Source organism: Amycolatopsis taiwanensis DSM 45107 (genome assembly GCF_000519205.1).
Taxonomy (GTDB): domain Bacteria; phylum Actinomycetota; class Actinomycetes; order Mycobacteriales; family Pseudonocardiaceae; genus Amycolatopsis_E; species Amycolatopsis_E taiwanensis.
In genome coordinates this window covers 17410-34313 of record NZ_JAFB01000013.1, presented here as the reverse complement: position 1 = coordinate 34313, position 16904 = coordinate 17410, and the positions used below count along the sequence as shown (strand labels likewise).

General features: G+C 68.0%; 22 protein-coding genes. 10 read left to right on the top strand and 12 right to left on the bottom strand.

Annotated features, from left to right (window positions below; translation table 11 throughout):
- The first annotated feature begins 464 nt into the window (after positions 1–464).
- A complete protein-coding gene (sigJ, locus tag A3CU_RS0110975; protein ID WP_027942321.1) occupies positions 465–1406 on the top strand; it encodes an RNA polymerase sigma factor SigJ in 942 nt (313 codons plus the stop codon).
- Between the two features lie 99 nt (positions 1407–1505).
- Here sigJ and A3CU_RS0110970 read toward each other — a convergent pair whose 3' ends face one another.
- Genes A3CU_RS0110970 through A3CU_RS0110960 form a run of 3 tightly spaced genes read right to left on the bottom strand, consistent with a single transcriptional unit; the run spans position 1506 to position 3534 of the window.
- Positions 1506–2144, bottom strand: coding sequence for a hypothetical protein (locus tag A3CU_RS0110970; protein ID WP_027942320.1), 639 nt, complete (start codon positions 2142–2144; stop codon positions 1506–1508).
- Positions 2141–2893 (bottom strand): ATP-binding cassette domain-containing protein, encoded by a 753-nt coding sequence (locus tag A3CU_RS0110965; RefSeq protein ID WP_027942319.1) that lies wholly within the window; start codon positions 2891–2893, stop codon positions 2141–2143. Before A3CU_RS0110965 ends, A3CU_RS0110970 begins: the two co-directional genes overlap by 4 nt.
- A complete protein-coding gene (locus A3CU_RS0110960) occupies positions 2893–3534 on the bottom strand; it encodes an aminodeoxychorismate/anthranilate synthase component II (protein ID WP_027942318.1) in 642 nt (213 codons plus the stop codon). The genes A3CU_RS0110965 and A3CU_RS0110960 overlap by 1 nt, the downstream gene beginning before the upstream one ends.
- 634 nt (positions 3535–4168) lie before the next feature.
- Here A3CU_RS0110960 and crgA point away from each other — a divergent pair.
- Both crgA and A3CU_RS0110940 read left to right on the top strand, forming a co-directional pair.
- Positions 4169–4435, top strand: coding sequence for a cell division protein CrgA (gene crgA, locus A3CU_RS0110945; RefSeq protein WP_027942317.1), 267 nt, complete (start codon positions 4169–4171; stop codon positions 4433–4435).
- 81 nt (positions 4436–4516) lie between these two features.
- On the top strand, positions 4517–4918 hold the full coding sequence (locus A3CU_RS0110940) for a PH domain-containing protein (RefSeq protein ID WP_027942316.1): 402 nt from the start codon (positions 4517–4519) through the stop codon (positions 4916–4918).
- A 30-nt stretch (positions 4919–4948) separates the two neighbouring features.
- On the opposite strand, the gene A3CU_RS44375 is transcribed toward A3CU_RS0110940, so the two are convergent.
- Both A3CU_RS44375 and A3CU_RS0110930 read right to left on the bottom strand, forming a co-directional pair.
- Positions 4949–5863: a rhomboid family intramembrane serine protease gene (locus tag A3CU_RS44375; protein WP_052371640.1), complete on the bottom strand. Its 915-nt coding sequence runs from the start codon at positions 5861–5863 to the stop codon at positions 4949–4951.
- Between the two features lie 54 nt (positions 5864–5917).
- Positions 5918–6478 carry a peptidylprolyl isomerase gene (locus A3CU_RS0110930; protein ID WP_027942315.1) on the bottom strand — a complete coding sequence of 187 codons (561 nt, stop codon included), beginning with the start codon at positions 6476–6478 and terminating at the stop codon, positions 5918–5920.
- Positions 6479–6567: 89 nt separating this feature from the next.
- Here A3CU_RS0110930 and A3CU_RS0110925 point away from each other — a divergent pair, with 89 nt between their 5' ends.
- A complete protein-coding gene (locus tag A3CU_RS0110925; protein WP_084143220.1) occupies positions 6568–7158 on the top strand; it encodes a hypothetical protein in 591 nt (196 codons plus the stop codon).
- 120 nt (positions 7159–7278) lie between these two features.
- On the opposite strand, the gene A3CU_RS0110920 is transcribed toward A3CU_RS0110925, so the two are convergent.
- The 3 genes from A3CU_RS0110920 to A3CU_RS0110910 all read right to left on the bottom strand — a co-directional run bounded on the left by A3CU_RS0110920 (position 7279) and on the right by A3CU_RS0110910 (position 9389).
- Positions 7279–7731 carry a DUF6918 family protein gene (locus A3CU_RS0110920; RefSeq protein ID WP_027942313.1) on the bottom strand — a complete coding sequence of 151 codons (453 nt, stop codon included), beginning with the start codon at positions 7729–7731 and terminating at the stop codon, positions 7279–7281.
- Positions 7732–7938: 207 nt separating this feature from the next.
- Positions 7939–8814 carry a spermidine synthase gene (locus A3CU_RS0110915; protein ID WP_043840924.1) on the bottom strand — a complete coding sequence of 292 codons (876 nt, stop codon included), beginning with the start codon at positions 8812–8814 and terminating at the stop codon, positions 7939–7941.
- A complete protein-coding gene (locus A3CU_RS0110910) occupies positions 8814–9389 on the bottom strand; it encodes a TetR/AcrR family transcriptional regulator (protein WP_027942311.1) in 576 nt (191 codons plus the stop codon). Before A3CU_RS0110910 ends, A3CU_RS0110915 begins: the two co-directional genes overlap by 1 nt.
- Positions 9390–9476: 87 nt before the next feature.
- On the opposite strand from A3CU_RS0110910, the gene A3CU_RS0110905 reads away from it, so the two are divergent.
- From A3CU_RS0110905 to A3CU_RS0110885, 5 genes are all read left to right on the top strand, one after another.
- A complete protein-coding gene (locus A3CU_RS0110905; RefSeq protein WP_027942310.1) occupies positions 9477–9935 on the top strand; it encodes a nuclear transport factor 2 family protein in 459 nt (152 codons plus the stop codon).
- A gap of 21 nt (positions 9936–9956) precedes the next feature.
- A complete protein-coding gene (cynS, locus tag A3CU_RS0110900; protein ID WP_043840923.1) occupies positions 9957–10400 on the top strand; it encodes a cyanase in 444 nt (147 codons plus the stop codon).
- Between the two features lie 200 nt (positions 10401–10600).
- Entirely contained in the window at positions 10601–11512 is a 912-nt protein-coding gene (locus A3CU_RS0110895) for an RNA polymerase sigma-70 factor (RefSeq protein WP_027942308.1), read from the top strand.
- A 120-nt stretch (positions 11513–11632) separates the two neighbouring features.
- Positions 11633–12835 carry an NAD(P)/FAD-dependent oxidoreductase gene (locus tag A3CU_RS44370; RefSeq protein WP_043840922.1) on the top strand — a complete coding sequence of 401 codons (1203 nt, stop codon included), beginning with the start codon at positions 11633–11635 and terminating at the stop codon, positions 12833–12835.
- A gap of 143 nt (positions 12836–12978) precedes the next feature.
- The gene (locus A3CU_RS0110885) at positions 12979–13566 is read left to right on the top strand and encodes a GrpB family protein (RefSeq protein WP_027942307.1); all 588 of its coding nucleotides are present in this window, start codon (positions 12979–12981) and stop codon (positions 13564–13566) included.
- 13 nt (positions 13567–13579) lie between these two features.
- Here A3CU_RS0110885 and A3CU_RS50995 read toward each other — a convergent pair whose 3' ends face one another.
- A complete protein-coding gene (locus A3CU_RS50995) occupies positions 13580–13795 on the bottom strand; it encodes an SIP domain-containing protein (protein WP_281174106.1) in 216 nt (71 codons plus the stop codon).
- On the bottom strand, positions 13792–14106 hold the full coding sequence (locus tag A3CU_RS44365; protein ID WP_211246396.1) for a hypothetical protein: 315 nt from the start codon (positions 14104–14106) through the stop codon (positions 13792–13794). Before A3CU_RS44365 ends, A3CU_RS50995 begins: the two co-directional genes overlap by 4 nt.
- 103 nt (positions 14107–14209) lie before the next feature.
- Between A3CU_RS44365 and A3CU_RS0110870 the strand changes: the two genes are divergently transcribed.
- The gene (locus A3CU_RS0110870; RefSeq protein WP_084143200.1) at positions 14210–14827 is read left to right on the top strand and encodes a TetR/AcrR family transcriptional regulator; all 618 of its coding nucleotides are present in this window, start codon (positions 14210–14212) and stop codon (positions 14825–14827) included.
- Positions 14828–14941: 114 nt separating this feature from the next.
- Here A3CU_RS0110870 and A3CU_RS0110865 read toward each other — a convergent pair whose 3' ends face one another.
- Together A3CU_RS0110865 and A3CU_RS44360 are read right to left on the bottom strand one after the other, a co-directional pair.
- Complete coding sequence (locus A3CU_RS0110865) at positions 14942–15601, bottom strand: response regulator (protein ID WP_027942305.1); 660 nt, start codon at positions 15599–15601, stop codon at positions 14942–14944.
- Positions 15598–16785 carry a sensor histidine kinase gene (locus tag A3CU_RS44360; protein ID WP_052371639.1) on the bottom strand — a complete coding sequence of 396 codons (1188 nt, stop codon included), beginning with the start codon at positions 16783–16785 and terminating at the stop codon, positions 15598–15600. The genes A3CU_RS0110865 and A3CU_RS44360 overlap by 4 nt, the downstream gene beginning before the upstream one ends.
- Between the last annotated feature and the right edge of the window lie 119 nt (positions 16786–16904).

Sequence of the window (16904 nt, the reverse complement as noted above, 5' to 3'; positions counted from 1 at the left end):
TGACCCGAAGGCCCGGATGCGGGGAAACCCGCTCCGGGCCTTCGCACGTTTTGCCGTGTCACCGGAGAAGGTGGGCCGCTGCTCCCGCGGAGCGCGGCAGTGGGATGAACCCGTTGCCGGAGGTGCTTTCGAATCCGGGGGTGAGGACGTTTTCTGTCCTCACCCCGGGCAGGAATTATCGCGACATCTTCGCTCGTCGCAACGGTAAGGTCGTGCGTTTCCAGGCTGATCGGGCCGTCGTAGCCGTCGAACCACCGCAGAAAGTTGCGGCGTACTTCGCCGGTTCCCGCGAACCGGAGAGGGGGAACGACCGCAACCAGCTCTCCTGGCGAGGGAGCCCCGGTGGTTTCGGTGGTCCGACGACGTAGTACCGCTGAATGTGAGGTGACGCGCCGGCCTCACAGTTCGGTGTGCTGTCTCGTCAGACTGGTGAGGGCAGATCCGACCAAGGGAGTCGCGACACCATGACCAACCCGTACGCGCCGGGAAGCGGCCAAGGCGATCCGAGCCTGAGCGCGATCATGAGCGAGCGGCGTCAGCTGATCAATCTCGCCTACCGGTTGCTGGGCTCCCTGGCCGAGGCCGAGGACGTCGTCCAGGAGACCTACGCCCGCTGGTATGCCTTGTCCCCGCAAGAGCAGCAAGCCATCGAATCCCCCGGCGGCTGGCTGACGAAGGTCGCCAGCCGGATCTGCCTCGACCTGCTCGGCTCGGCACGGGTCCGGCGCGAGAGTTACGTGGGCGAATGGGTCCCCGAGCCGCTGCCCGAACACACCGAGTGGCTCAACGGACCGTCGGACGGCACCACGGTCGACCCGGCCGACCGCGTCACCCTCGACGAGTCGGTCAACATGGCCTTCCTGGTCGTGCTCGAATCGATGACCCCGGCCGAACGCGTGGCGTTCATCCTGCACGACGTCTTCCGCTACCCCTTCGCCGACGTGGCCGACATCGTCGGCCGGAGCCCGGCGGCCTGCCGCCAACTGGCTTCCTCGGCCCGCCGCCGCATCCGCGCCTCGCACGCTCCCACGACCTCGACGGCCCAGCAGGCCCGCGTCGTCAAGGACTTCAAGCAGGCATGGGAAGCCAAGGACATCAACGCCCTCATCGGCCTCCTCGACCCCGACGCGACGGCGATCGGCGACGGTGGCGGCATCACCAGCGCCACGCTCCGGCCGATCGAAGGCGCCGAGCAGATCGCACGCTTCCTCACCGCCACCAATCGGCGGATCGCGATATCCGACCTGACGATCTTGGAGCGTACGGTCAACGGTCAGCCCGGTCTGGTGACTCAGTTGGGCGACGTCACCATGTCGGTGATGGCGTTCGACGTCGTAGGCGACCGAATCAAGCACATCTGGACAGTGCTTAACCCCGACAAGCTCCGGCCCTGGACAGCGGACTGACGCGCGCCTTCGTACCGCAGGTCCACCGCCGAATGTCGTCACGCGAAGACACCGCAGTTCCGGCCTGAGGTCCGTTTACCGCGGCGACCCCTTCTCCTGTCAGCTGCGACGTTCGACCAGAACGGTGACGGCGACGGCGCTCACGGCGAGCGCGAGCAGTGAGGTCAGCAGACCGACCACAACGTCAAACGCCGCCGGCCTGTTGGAGGACAGCGCGCGCAGCATCGGGTTGACCAACGGCAGCCACCGGCTCATCAGCACCACGGCCAGCGCGATCGGCGCGGCGAACGCGCTGTACACGATGCGTGGCACCAACAGCCGCGAGCACGGCAGCCCGATCGCGATACCAGCGCTCGCGGCCGCCAGGTGAGCGAGGGCGGCGGAGCCCAGATCCCCCAGTGAATCGCCGCCGTGCGCGACAATGGACCAGATCAGCGCGAGCACGGTCAGCCCGGCGCAGCAGGCGAACAGCGCAAGCACGAGGCCGATGACCATTGTGGACAGTTTCCGCGCATGCGCCAGAGTGATCAGCCGCTGTGCGGGATCTTCCACATCCACCAGGGTGATGGTCAGCCAGCACGCAACCACGGTGAGCACGCCGGCACTGACCGCGAATTCCGGCGGCGCCGGGCTGCCGGCTTCCGCGCCGTAGAGCACGCTCAGCAACGCCAGGAAAGCGAGCCCGGGAAACAGATAGCGCTGCGAATGCCCGAAGAGGGCGAGTTGATATCTGATCATTTCCCCGCCGGGGTGTGCACTCGGACCACCGACCAACCGCGCTGCAATGCCTGCAGCAAAACGGCGTCGGAACGATTCACCGGAACTGTCGAGGTGATGAGCCGGCCGCCGGGATTGCGGAGCACCAAGCGAGCCTTGGGCTCATCACCGGACTCCTTCAACGTACGGTCGGACAACTCGAAGACCCCGGTCGCGTGCGCTCGCGCGAATTCGTCCCGGTGCTCGGCGAATACAACGCCGGCGCCACGTTCCTTCGCCTCGGCGAGCAGTTCCGCGAGCACGGTGTGGGCGGCCGGGTCGAGACCCGACCAGGGTTCGTCGAGTACCAGCAGTTCCGGTTCGGGCAGCAGTGCCTGCGCGAGCGCGACCTTCTGCGCGTTCCCTTTGGACAGTTCACGCAACCGCGCGCCCGGCCCGCCCGCCAGCTTCAGCCGCTCCAGCAACTCGGCCGCCCGCTTGTCCACATCGGACACGTTGCTGATCCGGCCGAGGTGGCGGAGGTAGCCGAGCGCGGTCATCCGGCTGGCGGCGGGAAACCGGTCGGGGAGGTAGCCCACCGACGGCTTTCCGGTCACCGTGCCGGCCGACGGCCGCGAAAGTCTCCCGACGATACGGAGCAGGGTGGACTTGCCGGAACCGTTCGCGCCCACGACACCGATCACCTGCCCGGGCGCTATTTCCAGGTTCACGTCGGTCAGTACCAGTGCGCCGCGCCCATACCGCTTACCGACTCCCGCCAGTCGGAGCATCAGGCAGCGGCAGCCTTCTGCAGCATGGCGATCTCGCGCTCCAGCGAATCCACTGTGGACCCCTCAACCGGGTGTCCGGCGCCGGTCATCCAGTTCGCCAGCATCCGGTGCCCGCCCTGGGTGAGCACCGACTCCGGATGGAACTGCACGCCCTCGACGGGCAGCTCGCGATGTCGCAGGCCCATCACCACGCCGGACTCGGTGCGCGCGGTTACCTCGAACTCGGCCGGGATCGTCTCGGGGAGCACGGTCAGCGAGTGGTACCTGGTGGCGGTGAACGGGTCGGGCAGGCCGGCGAGCACCCCACCGCCATCGTGTCGCACCTGGCTGGTCTTGCCGTGCAGCAGTTCGGGCGCGCGGTCGACGGTGGCCCCCCACGCGACCCCGATCGCCTGGTGGCCCAGGCAAACGCCGAGCAGCGGGGTGCGGGTCTCGGCGCACCGGCGCACGGCCTCGATGCTGCGCCCGGCCCGTTCCGGCGTGCCCGGCCCCGGCGAGACGAGTACCCCGTCGAATTCGGCGACCCGCGCCATTTCCACGACGTCGTTGCGCCATACCGTGCAGTCCGCGCCCAACTGGGCCAGGTACTGCACCAGGTTGTAGACGAAACTGTCGTAATTATCGACGACGAGGACGCGCATCGGCCGCATGGGCATAGCCTACCGTTCCCTTCCGACGGCCTTTTCTCAGTTCACCGACACGTGGTCGAACGGCAGCCGCGGCTCGAGCCATGGGAAAACCACGAGCATCAGCAGCGCGACCTGCTGCGCCGCCGGCAGGACGCCGGCCGGCTTGTGTGGCACGGCCAGACCACGTTTCCCGCGCTCGGGCCGACGATCTCGCGCAGTACCGGAGCATCCGGTGGACGAAGAAGTCCGTCCGCGTCTCGATCACGATCGGGTCACCCGGGATGAGCCGGTCGAGGCCGTCGGGCACCCGGCCGACCCGGTGCCCGACGATCGCGAAGTTCCCCGGCGCGCCCGGCAGCGCGGTACCCGGTAGTGCCCGGGCCCCATGGCCAGTGCGGCGGCGTCGGCGTCCTCCTGGATCAGCTCGTACACGACGAAGAGCAGCAGCACGAGTCCCGGAGTGACGAGAATCTCACCAAGGACGCCGATGGTGCGGCCGGCGATGCCGCGCGGCGGCTGAGCGGCGGTTGGTCAAGGATCGCTACGCGCACTCCTCTCCAGTGCTCGATTACGTTAACGTGTTGGGGGAAAGGTAGGTGCGTTCTGCGTGCCCGCCGGTGAATTACCCGAGCACCTGAGGATTCCGATGCCCAAGTCCAAGGTCCGCAAGAAGACGGCGTACACACCGCCGGCCGATCGGCGCACGCCGGTCAAGGTGCACGCCGCGGGGCCGTCACACCCGATCTACAAGGCCGTGATGTTCGGCCTTATGCTGCTCGGGTTGGCCTGGCTCGTGGTGAACTACATCGCGGGCGACAAGATCAGCTTCATGGCCGATCTGGGCAGCTGGAACTTCGCGGTCGGCTTCGCGCTGATGATCTCCGGCCTGCTGATGACCATGCGATGGCGATAGGACCGGCACGGCAGTTACGCCGAACGGCCGATTGACAGCAAATTACATGGCTGTGAGTCATCCCCATTGTGGATAAATCCTGTGGATAACTCGGCGAGCTGGGCTCCCCGGCCCGCGTTGATCATCGTCGGCTGGCTCGGCACGGCCTTCGCACTCGCCGGGGTCTTCAGCTACCCCGAGCACCGCGGCCAGGTGCTCTTCGGCGTCGCCGCGTTCGCGCTCGCGGCCGCCTCTGCCCACGGCACGCTGTTCCGGCCCCGGCTCGCCGCCGACCGGCAGGGCATCCGCATCCGGCGGACCCTGGGGCAGGTGCGACTGGCCTGGCCGGAAACGCGCACTCGGTTGACCACCACCAGGCGGCTCGGGCGGGACAGCGTCACGCTGGAGATCGAATCCGGCGACCAGCTGTTCGTGTTCGGCTGGCTTGAACTCGGCGCGGACCCACGCGAGGTGCTCGACGTGCTCAGCGCCCTGCGTTCCTAGCTACCGGCATCGCTACGCACGCCGTGCTCCCTAACCCGGAGGCGTGCACTTCAGCTCGCCGCTGTCGGTCAGGCACATCACGCCGGACAGTTGCGCGTCGCGGTACCAGACCAGCGCCACCAGGGCCACGACCAGCACCACCACCGACGCCGCCTGCCAGGCCACACGTCGGTTCACCGGCGCGTACACGATCGCGGCCGTGATCAGCGCGCCGACCACCAGGCCACCGAGGTGGCCGAGCAGCGAGATGTTCGGGATCGACACGGTGATGATCAGGTTCAGCACGATCGTGGCGATCGCCGGCATCGGGTTGAGCCGCAGCCGCAGCACCACGACCAGGATCCCGCCGAGCAGCCCGTAGATCGCGCCGGACGCCCCGGCGGTGGCCCGGTTCGAGTCGTCGAACAGGTAGACCGAAACCGCCCCACCCAGCAGTGACACCAGGTACACGGCGATGAACCGGCCCTTGCCGAGAAGCCGCTCCAGGTCCTGGCCCAGCACCCACAAGGCGATCATGTTCACGCCGATGTGGATGGGCCCGTAGTGCAGGAACCCCGAGGTCACCAGCCGCCACCACTGGTCGGCTCCGGCGATCGCCCGCGGCCACAGCACCCAGTCACCGAACAGGGGCGCCTGCTCGTTGTTGACCGGGCTGCGCGCCTGCACCGTCGTGACGACATACATCAGCAGGTTGAGCGCGATCAGTACCGGGGTGACCACCGGTCGCGCGGACAGCTGTCCACTCACCGGCGACCTGGCCGCCCGGCGGTGCACCTGCCGGGCGGCGTGCACGCAGTCGATGCACTGGTGGCCGACGGGGGCCTCACGCAGGCAATCCGGGCAGGCGGGCCGGCCACAGCGGACACAGCTCAGCACGGTCTGCCGCGTGGGATGCCACCAGCAGACCGGCGGCGCGGTCTCCTTGGTCGGGTCAGGCTCGGTCACGGATGCCTTCCCCAGGACATTCGACGAGGATGGGCACGGATTCCAAGCTACCCGTCAGCTTCCGCGAACGATGTCGACTTTCTCGATTACGACGTCCTCGATCGGCCGGTCGGCGGCACCCGTGGCGGTGTTCGCGATCGAGTCGACCACGTCGCGCGACTCCTGGTCGGCCACCTCGCCGAAGATGGTGTGCTTGCGGTTCAGGTGGGTGGTGGGCCCCACCGTGATGAAGAACTGCGAGCCGTTCGTGTTGGGGCCCGCGTTAGCCATCGCCAGCAGGTACGGCTGGTTGAACTGCAGCTCCGGGTGGAACTCGTCACCGAACTGATACCCGGGGCCGCCGCGGCCGGTGCCGGTCGGGTCGCCGCCCTGGATCATGAAGCCGGAGATCACCCGGTGGAAGATCGAACCGTCGTAGAACGGCCCGGAGTCCCCGCCCTTGGCGTTCGGGCGCTGGTACGGCTTGGAGCCTTCGGCCAGACCGACGAAGTTGGCCACCGTCTTGGGTGCGTGATCAGGGAAAAGGTTCAGCCGGATGTCACCACGGTTGGTGTGCAGCGTGGCCACGACCTTCGTCCCAACGAGGGATTCATTGCTCTGCGTCACAGGCTTCATCGTGCCATCCACAGCGGGATCGAGCGCCAACGGGCAGGATAGAGGAACGGGGAGAGGATCCGAGACGAGCGATTGACGAGGTGAAGGCCATGACCCGTGCCGCGGACTCCGTTGGCGAGTCGGTCCGGACCGGCCTGCAGGGCCTGCGCAAACAAGCCGCGGAAGCGGCGCAGGCAGCCGAGCAGCTACTCGCGGAAAGCGCGGAGGATGCCCGCAGGAAGGCCGCGAAGCAGAGCCGCCAGGCAAGCCGGAAGCTGGCGGAAGCGACCGGCCAGACGCGCAAGGAGCTGGCGCACGCGAGCAAGGAGGCTCGCCTGGAGGCCGCCGCTCGGCTGGCCGAGCTGCGCAAACCGGGCCGGAGAGCGCGCAAGGCAGCACTACTGGCCGCCAAGGCGACCGGCGAGTCCAAGCGCAAGGCCAAGCGCGACTTCAAGCTGGCCAAGAAGGAATTCAAGCTCGCGGTGGACGAGGCGAAGGCGGCCGCGAAGGGGATGCGCAAGCGCCGGCGCTGGCCATGGCTGCTGGGCATCGGAGTGGCGGCGGCCGGTGTCGCCTACGCGATGCGACCGAAGCCGGAGCCCTCGGTAGCCGCCGAGCCACCGCGTGCGACGCCATCCCCCACCGACACGCAGGCCAACGGCCAGACCACGACCCAGACCGCCACGCAGAAGAAGAGCTAGTCAGCCGCTTGCGGCGGGCAGTCGACCTGCACCGCCGCGGGTTCTCGCATTGTCAAGGCCACCTCTGGGGCATCCGATGCCCTCGAGGTGGCCTTGACGCTTTCCCCCCGGCCCGCGGAATCAGGCCGTCGCGGCGTGCTTGTCGATCAGCTTGCCGAGACGAGGCAGGGCCTCCTCGACGTTCTTCTTGCCGTTCGGGCGCAGCTTGCCGTACACCTTCTTGATGCTGTCTCGGCTGCTCTTCTCCGCCCGTGCGTCGGTGACCGACAGCAGTGCGTCAGCGGCCTCGTCGCTCCGGCTGGACAGGTAGGCGCCGAAGTCGCCGCCACCGGTGCTCCGGAAGTTGGCGTAGAACGGCTCGAGCGAGGCCGTGAAGTCGTCGAGGAGGGTTTCGATAGCCGAGCCGATGATGCCGGGCTTGATCTTCTTGACGGCCGCGAAACCGGTCTTGATCACGGCACCCGAAACGCCGCCCTTGTCCGAGACCTCTTCGTCCACCAGGGTCTCGAGGTCGCTCACGACGGCCGGGCGCCTGCTGGAGTCGAGCAGGATTTCCTTGAGGGTGTCAGCCACGGATCTTCCTTCTTTGCTTGTGCGGTACACGACAGTTCCCACGGCCCTGGCACTCCGCCCGAGTGCTGGTCCTCCCCAGCCGCAGGTTGGCGATCAGCGTAGTACAAGGTCGATTTGACACCGCACTGCCTCGGTTGTACCCGCGGCGCCGGTGGTCTCCACCTTCTGTTGGATCTGGACCAATAAACCCGGTACCGGAATGGTTGATCAGCTCGTCCTGGCCCGGCCGAACGCGTCCGGCGGCGGAACCGGCACCTCCACCGGCTCCTGGTCGACGATCGGTTTCGCGTTGCCACACATCGCCCTGAGCGCATCTTGAGACAGGCACCGGGCCGGGAAGGCCGCCGAAGCGATCCGCGTGGTCAGGGCCGCCACCGGCAGTTCGCGGGCGGACGCGGCCACCACGAGGTTTCCGAAGCGGCGACCACGGAGAACGCCCGGCTCGGCCAGCAACGCCACCTCTGCGAACACCTCCGCGACTCCCGCGACGACTCGGCGCGCGAACCGTAGGCCCGGCCCGTCGGCAACGTTGAGCAGGTAGGTGCCCGACGGACGCAGCACCCGGGCCGCCTCGCCGGCGAACTCGACGGTCGCGATGTCACTGGGCATGCTGTCGCGCCGGAACACGTCCGCCACCAGCAGATCTGCCGAGTCGTCGCGGCGCGTGGCCACTCCGGCACGGCCGTCGGAGATCCGCACCCGCAGGTTCGGCACACTGCGCAGGTCGAGTTGCTCGCGGACGACGTCGATCAGTTCACTGTCGACGTCGAAAACGAGTTGCCGTGAACCGGGCCGCGTGGCTGCGACATAACGGGGCAACGTGCACCCGGCGCCGCCGAGGTGCAGCACGTCCAGTGGTCCGGGAGCCAGGCAGTCGATCACGTCGCCGATCCGGCGGACGTATTCGAATTCCAGGTGTGTCGGGTCGTTCAGGTTCACGTACGACTGTGCGACGCCGTCCACGGTCAGCAGCCAGCCGCCCGGACAATCCGCGTCGGCGAGCAGTTCGGCCGTCCCGAATCGCACCGGATACTCCCCCGGCACGGGCGATCGCGGCTGCCGTTGACGGCGGTTTGCTCGCATCAGGCACGCTCCCGGACGCTTGCCAGCAAGGTCGCGGCGGCGGTGCGGGCGTGGCGCGCGGCGTCCGGATTGCCCACGATCGCGGCGGACGTGATGGCTCCGTCGATGAGCAGCAACAGTTGCTCGGCAACGGACTCCGCGCCCTTCACGCCGGCTTCCCCGACCAACTCCACCAGGTACTGCTTGAGCGCGTCCTTGTGTTCCCGCGCCACGACAGCGATCTCGGCCGAGGTGGCGCCGAGTTCGCCGAAGGAGTTTATGAAGGCGCAGCCGCGGAAGCCGGGCTCGGAAAACCAGGCGTACAACCAGTCGAACACCAGCAGTGGTCGCCGGGCGGGGTCGGGATCGTCGCGGTCACGGACGAAGCCGGTCAGCGACTCGCGCCAGCGTTGGTCGCGGCGCCGCAAGTAGGCCACGACCAGCTCTTCCTTGGCGGGAAAGCACTGATAGAGGCGCTTGAGCGAAACGCCGGAGACGCCACGGATCTCGTCCATGCCGACGGCCTGGACGCCTCGCTCGTAGAACAGCGCTTCCGCCGTGTCGAGCAGGCGCGTCACCGCTTCGGCGCGTTCCACGACATCTCCCCCTGGCACAGAGAACAATCGTTCTCTACTGTACCTCAGGGAGAACGTACGTTCTCGCCTTGGGAAGGAGACCCTGCGATGACCGGACGACCACCGTTCCCACCGTTCGACGAGCAGACCGCGGCCCAGAAGGTCCAAGCGGCCGAGGACGCCTGGAACACCCGCGATCCCGAGCGGGTGGCGCTGGCGTATACCGAGGACTCGGTGTGGCGTAACCGAGGAGAGTTCGTCTCCGGCCGCGCCGAGATCACCGAGTTCCTGCGGCGAAAGTGGCAGCGAGAGTTGGACTACGCGCTGCGCAAGGAGCTGTGGGGATTCCGCGGCAACCGGATCGGCGTCCGGTTCCAGTACGAATGCCACGACGAAACCGGCCAGTGGTGGCGCAGCTACGGCAACGAACTGTGGGAGTTCAGCGAGGACGGCTTGATGCGGCGCCGTGAGGCGAGCATCAACGACATCCGGATCACCGAGGCGGAGCGACGCATTTTCGGGCCCCGGGCGCCCGAGGAGCACGGCGCTCCCCTACCCATCCACTGAACGGCTGGAAGGGAAAGAACCATGATGACCAAGAAGGAAGCGGCCGCCGAGATCCGGGCGGCGAAGGTCCGATTAGGACTGACCTGGGCCGGGCTGGCCGAGGCGGTGGGCCGTCCGGTGTCCTGGACCACCGCGGCGCTGCTCGGTCAGCACCCGATGAGCAAGGACGAAGCCGAAGCCGCTGCGGAAGTCCTTGAGCTGGGGCCGGAAGTCGTGGTTGCGCTGCAGTTGCAACCCATGCGGGGTGCGCTGGAGACCGTCGTGCCGACCGACCCGACGATCTACCGGTTCTACGAGGTTCTGCAGGTATACGGCCCGACCATCAAGGAGCTGATCCACGAACAGTTCGGCGACGGGATCATGAGTGCGATCAACTTCCGGCTCGACGTCAGGCGGGAGGCCGACCCCGCCGGGGACCGGGTGGTGGTCACCCTCGACGGGAAGTTCCTGCCCTACCAGTGGTAGCGCCGGGTCCTGAACCCGGAACTCACCCGCTTGAACCCGGAACTCACCGGCCTGAAGCGGGGACACGCCCGTCTGAAGCGGGAACTCGCTCGTCTGAAGCGGGAACTCGCTCGTCTGAAGCGGGGACACGCCCGGACACAGGAGTGTGGCCATCTCGTCTTAAGGTGGACACCAGACCCGCGCGATGAGTTCGAGTTCAGATGACCGATCCCGATGTCCAGGGCTACCAACAACTACGACCCTTGCTGTTCTCGATCGCGTACAAGACCACCGGAAGCGTCGGTGACGCGGAGGACATCGTCTCCGAGGCGTTCCTCCGGTTCCATCGGGCGCGCGCCGAAGGCAAGACCGTCAAGTCGCTGAAGTCGTACCTGTCGATGGTCGTGACTCGCTTGAGCATCGACCATCTCCGCTCGGCGCGGGTCCGACGGGAGCGCTACTTCGGCACTTGGCTGCCGGAACCGATGGTCGGCGAGGAATCGGAGGCCGGCCTCTCGGACTCGCTCTCGCTGGCCTTCCTCGTCGTCCTGGAACGTCTTTCGCCGGTTGAGCGCGCGGTGTTCCTGCTGCATGACGTCTTCGATTTCGACTACCCGCGCATCGCCGAAATCGTCGGCAAAAGCGAGGTCAACTGCCGGCAGATCGCGTCGCGAGCCCGGCGATATGTCAACGAGAAACGGCCCCGCTTCGAAGTTTCACCCGACCAGCGAACGGCGCTCGCCGAGCGGTTCTTCGCCGCCGTGGAGACCGGCGACTTCGAGGGCTTGGTCGAACTGCTCGCCGCGGACGTCGTGACCTACGGTGACGGCGGTGGCCGGGGCCCGTCGCTGCCCAAGCCGGTGGCCGGGCGCGACCGGGTTCTGCGCCTGCTGGCGGCGCTGACCGCGGCCATCAGGCGTTTCGATCTGCACCTGGTCCGCGCGACGGTGAACGGGCAGCCCGGCGCCCTCGTCCGCGACGCGTCCGGTGCCCTGCTCAACGTCCTGTCCGTGGACATACTGGGCGGCCGAGTGCGCGCGGTCCACTCGATCCTCAACCCGGACAAGCTCGGGCACCTGGCGCCGTTGATCGGGCCCGACCACCCACTGCGCCGGTCCCGGTCCACGCGATAGGCCCACTCGCCACCACTCTCAACGGAAACGCCGGCGTGTTGCTCCTCCCCTGCCTGTCACACCGGGACACCAACGTCGTCTTAGAGGCCGACAGCGTCCGATACACGCAAGGAGTTCCTCATGACGCACGATGTGGTGGTGTTGGGCGGCGGTTACGCGGGTCTGCCGGCAGCGAAGCGACTCGCCCGCCAGGTACGCCACGACGAGGTATCCGTGACCTTGGTGACGGCCTTTCCCGATTTCGTCGAGCGCCCGCGCCTGCACCAGATGGCGACCGGACAGCAGGTCGAGATCGTGCGGATCGCGGACTACCTCGAACGCACCCCGGTCCGGCTGGTGATCGGCTCGGCCACCGGCATCGACCTGGCGGGGCGGACGGTGACCGTCACTGGAAGCAGCGGCAGCCAGGTGGTTTCCTTCGACACCCTGGTCTACGCATTGGGCAGCAACGTCGACGTCGCGAGCGTGCCCGGTGTCGCCGAGAACGCGTGCAGCCTCGTCGGTACGGAGGTCGCCGCCGAGGTGAGTTCGGGGCTGCGGGCGGTCGCCGAACGGGCCGGCCGGGTCGCGGTCTGCGGCGGCGGGCTGACCGGAATCGAGATCGCGGCCGAGGTCGCCGAATTCTTCCCGGCTCTTGACGTGACCCTCGTCAGCCGTGACGCGCCCGGCGGCTGGCTTTCGGACAAGGCACAGACCTATCTCGCGCGCACGTTCGACCACCTTGGCGTCGCGGTGCGAACCGGGTCGCGCGTGCGTGAGGTGCAATCCGGCCACCTGACGCTCGACGACGGAGACCGGATCCCGTTCGATATCTGCCTGTGGGCAGGCGGATTCCGGGTTCCCACACTCGCCCGCGACAGCGGCCTGGCGGTCAACGGCGAGGACCGGGTCCTGGTGGACGAGACACTCGAGTCGGTCTCCCATCCGGGCATTTACGCCATCGGCGACGCGGCCGCCGTCCCGGGGCCGTGGGGTTGCGAGCTCGCGATGGGCTGCCGCACCGGTGGCTTCACCGGTCCCAAGGTCGCCGACATTCTCGCCGCCCGCCTGGCCGGCCGGGCACCCGAGCCATTCCGTTATCGCTATATCCACGAGTGCATCAGCCTGGGCCGAAAGCACGGGCTCATCCAGTTCCTCAATGCCGACGAATCACCGAAACAACGCATCCTCACCGGACGCCGGGCCATCGCCTACAAGAACATGACACTCAACGGCGCCAAGATTCTCTTTCGCCACACCGGCCCTGCCCTCGCCCGGCGAAGGCACCTCACGACGCCGGTCCCGGAACGGTCTGTGGAAACGGTGCGATCACCTGCTGAATAGGCCCGCGAGCGGCGGGAAGTTGCGTGTTCATGATGAACTCCCCTCAGATCTGGTGTTTCCGCCTTCCTAGCATCGACGTACGACATAACCGCGTTCGTGCAAATAGTTCGACGTCTCCACCGGGCACCGCTAGGTTGTGTCGAATGCCCAGTTTTGAGGAGATCACCCGACACCACGACTTCGACCCGTCCGAGAATCCCTGGGTCAATGGGCCGCCCGCACCCGCGACGATCACCATTGCCCCATACAACCCTGAATGGCCACGCCGCTACCAAACCCTGTCGACGGCGATCCGCACGGCGCTGGGCGACGTCGCCCTGGACGTCGAGCACGTCGGCTCGACCTCCGTCGAGGGGCTGGCGGCCAAGGACGTCATCGACATCGACCTCACCGTCGCCGACCCTCGGAATGAGGACGCGTATGTCCCCGCTCTCGAACGTCTCGGCTACGTCCTCACCATTCGAGAGCCGTCCTGGCACGAGCACCGGTGCCTGACGCTCGCCGAGCCCCGGGTCAACCTGCACGTGTTCGGCCCGGACTGCCCGGAGGCCATCCGGCACCGCATGTTCCGCGACTGGCTGCGCGCCCATCCCGAAGACCTCGCGCGCTACGAAGACGCGAAACGGGCGGCGGTCCCCGGTGGCGGGCACGTCATGGACTACAACGCGCGCAAGGAGCAGGTCGTCCGCGAGATCTACGACCGGCTCTTCCGCGCGGCGGGAATGTTGTAGCAGCCCGCACCCGTCAATCCAGGCCGCGCTTGCCCGGAGCCCGGAACGCCTTGACGGTGACGGCCTTCCGTGGCCAGTTCCGCTCCTGGATGAGGTGGCGGCGCACGGCCTGGCAGGCGCGTGCTTCCCCCGCGATGTAGGCCATGCCTGGCTCGGTGGGCAGCACGAGCGAACGCAGTGCGCGCCGAAAACCTGGACGGCAAAGACGGTCCGGGGGTGAAGGACTCAACCCTCCGAACCTTCACTGCGTGGCCTTCGATGCGGGTTTTCGATGACGGTCGGCGCGATCCATACGCCATCGGGGAATCCGACCGCACCGCACCGTTCTCGCGCTTCGGCAAGCGTCGCCGACGCCTCGTAGGCACGCGCAGAGTCGGCGCTTGCCATGTCCATCACCACTACGACCGTATGAGGCTCGTCCACCGCCCGGTAGGTCCCGGTGACGACCAAACCATGCTCTCGGCGGGCGGCGTCCAGCTTCGGATCCCAGAACCAGTGCGCCCAACGAGCGATATCGACCACCCGCTGCTTGACCAGCATGACACCCACTACAGCCTCCTCAAATCGAGCGTTCGTTCGTTTTGTAGCGTAGCAGCGCCGACTCACTCACACAACGAGTGATCGTTCGTTTTAGAGTGGTCGTATGCCTCGATTGACCCCGCAACGCTGGGCCTCCCGGCGCCAGCAGATCCTTGACGGCGCCCGCGGCTGCTTCCTGCGCAACGGCTTCCACGCCACCTCCATGAAGGAGGTGGTCGACGCGGCACAGATGTCACCCGGGGCGGTCTACAACCACTTCGCCTCGAAGGACGAGCTGATCGCGGCGATCTGCGAGCAAGCGCTCACCGAGGTCACCGAGACCTTCGATCAGCTTCTGGAGAGGCAACAGCTGCCGCCGCTGGACGAGACGCTGACTGCGGTGTTCCGACACAGCGCGCCGCTGGACGCCCAACGGGATTCAGCCCGCCTACTCGTCCAGATATGGGCGGAATCGATTCGCTCCCGGTCACTGTCGGACCGGGTCGAACCGATCTTCCGCACAGTCCGTGACGTACTCGCCAGCCTCGTCGACGGCTACCAGAAGCAAGGCGCGATCCCAGTCACGGCTCCAGCCACGGAGATCGCGGACATCCTGCTTGCCACTCTGCAAGGCACTATTCTGCGACAGGCCATGCTTGGCGACGTCAACCTCGACGCGCTGCGACGTGGGGTCCGTGCGCTCTGGCCACAGCCGGCCCAGACACCAGCCTCGGCTACGTAGCTGCTGTGCTGTCGCTGGTCTTCCTGGCGAGCCGAGCCGCGCGGCTGTGCAGATAGTGCTGTTCGGGGAGACTGGTTGCCACGGCAGCTCCGAGGGAGGCTATCGGCCCGCGGGTCAATGGTCGTGCCAGGTGATCAGGCCGTGTCGGTGGGCTTGGATGATGGCTTGGGCCCGGGTGGTGAGGTTGAGTTTCGTGAGGATTCGCGCGACGTGGATTTTGACGGTGCCGGTGGTGATGGACAGGTTCTGGGCGATGCCGTGATTGGTCATTCCCTGCGCGAGACAGCGCAGCACCTGGGTCTCGCGTGGGGTGAGAGTGGACATCTCCGGGGTCGGTGGCCGGGGTGACGTGGCCGCGAACCGGCGCACGACCCGGCGGGTCACCTGGGGGTCGATCAGTCCCTGACCGGCGTGCGCGGCGCGGATGGCGTCGGCGAACAGGCCCGGGTCGCTGTTCTTGAGCAGGAATCCGACCGCCCCGGCCTGGAGCGCGCCGAAGACGTACTCGTCGATGTCGAAGGTGGTCAGCGCGATCACGGCCGGGGCGGGCTCGAGCGCGGCCAGTTCACGGATCGCGGCCAGCCCGTCCATGCGGGGCATCCGGATGTCGGTGAGCACGACGTCCGGGCGCCGGTAGCGGGCGAGGTCGAGCAGGTCCGGGCCGTCCGTCGCGGCGCCGATGACGTCGATGTCGGGCTGGCTGGACAGCAGGTCCCGCAGCCCGTCGCGGGTGGCCGGTTGGTCGTCGGCGATCAGCAGTCGAATGGTTGTCATGGTTGGTCCGGAAAGGATTGGTCGTCGGTGGGCAGTGGGATGCTGGCATGGACCCGCCAGCCGCGGGGGAACCGCGGGCCCGCGGTCAGGGTGCCACCGAAGGATTCGGCGCGTGCCCGCATGCCGCGTATGCCGTTGCCCTCGGCTGGAGTGGTGTCCGCTGGGCGTGCCGGTCCGTCGTTGGTGATGGTCAGCCGCAGGCTTCGCCGGTCGGTGGTGACGCGCACCTCCGCCCGGCGGAAACTGGCGTGCCGCACGACGTTGGTCAGCGACTCCTGGACGATTCGGTAGGCACAGTGCTGTATCCGGGCGGACAACCGCCACCCGCGGTTGTCATCGACGAGCGTGATCCGCAGGCCGCCGGCGGAGAGCTGTTCGACCAGTCGCGGCAGGTCCGCCAGCCCCGGTGAGGTGGCCACGCCCGGCGGTTCGTGCAGCAGGCCGAGGAGATGGCGGATCTCGTCCAGCGCCTGCCCGGAGAGCTCCGCGATGGTTCCGAGCGCGCTGTCCGCGGCCTGCTCCGCCCCGTCGAGCAGGCCGCGGCAACCCACGGCCCGCAGCCGGATCGCGCTGAGGTGGTGGCCGACCACGTCGTGGACCTCGCGGGCGATACGGTCGCGTTCCTCCGCCCGTTCCCGCAGCGCCTGCGCCCGGTGCAGCCGGACCATCAGCTCGGTCCGGTCGCGCTGGGCGCGCAGCGCGTGGCCGAGCGCCACCGGGGCCAGCCCGGAACCGGCTGCCGCGGCGGCGGCCGATGCACTCGGCACCGGAGCCGTCGCCAGCATCACGGCGACCATCCACCCCGTCGAGGCGACCGCGAGCGCCGCGCGTGCCCGCGCACAGTGGTAGGCCGCCGACCCCGCCGCGACCATCGCGGCCACCACTCCGGCCGGAGGCTGGCCCGCCACCGCACCGACGGTGACCACTGTCGCCGAGGCGACCCAGGCGCCCCACGGCAACCGCCGCCGCACGGCCAGTGGCGCGCACGCGGCCAGCACCAGCAGCGCCCACACCGGTCCGAGGCCGCGTCCGGGCCGGCCGGCGGCGAGGTCCAACATGGGCAACGCCAGTGACGCCACCGCGACCAGCGCCGCCACGACCGTGTCCTGCCCCGGCAACGGCAACCGCCGCCAGCCGCGCCATGCCGCCGACCGCGGCCCGCGCAGTGCACTCGCCCAATCCATGCCTGACATGGTGGCCCGCGGCCAAGCCGGCCACATCCTCCCCGAGACCGACCCGAGGAGCGGACGCGCCACCTTCTGGAGCCGAAATATGCCCGAAGGCAGATGCGCACCACTGGCCC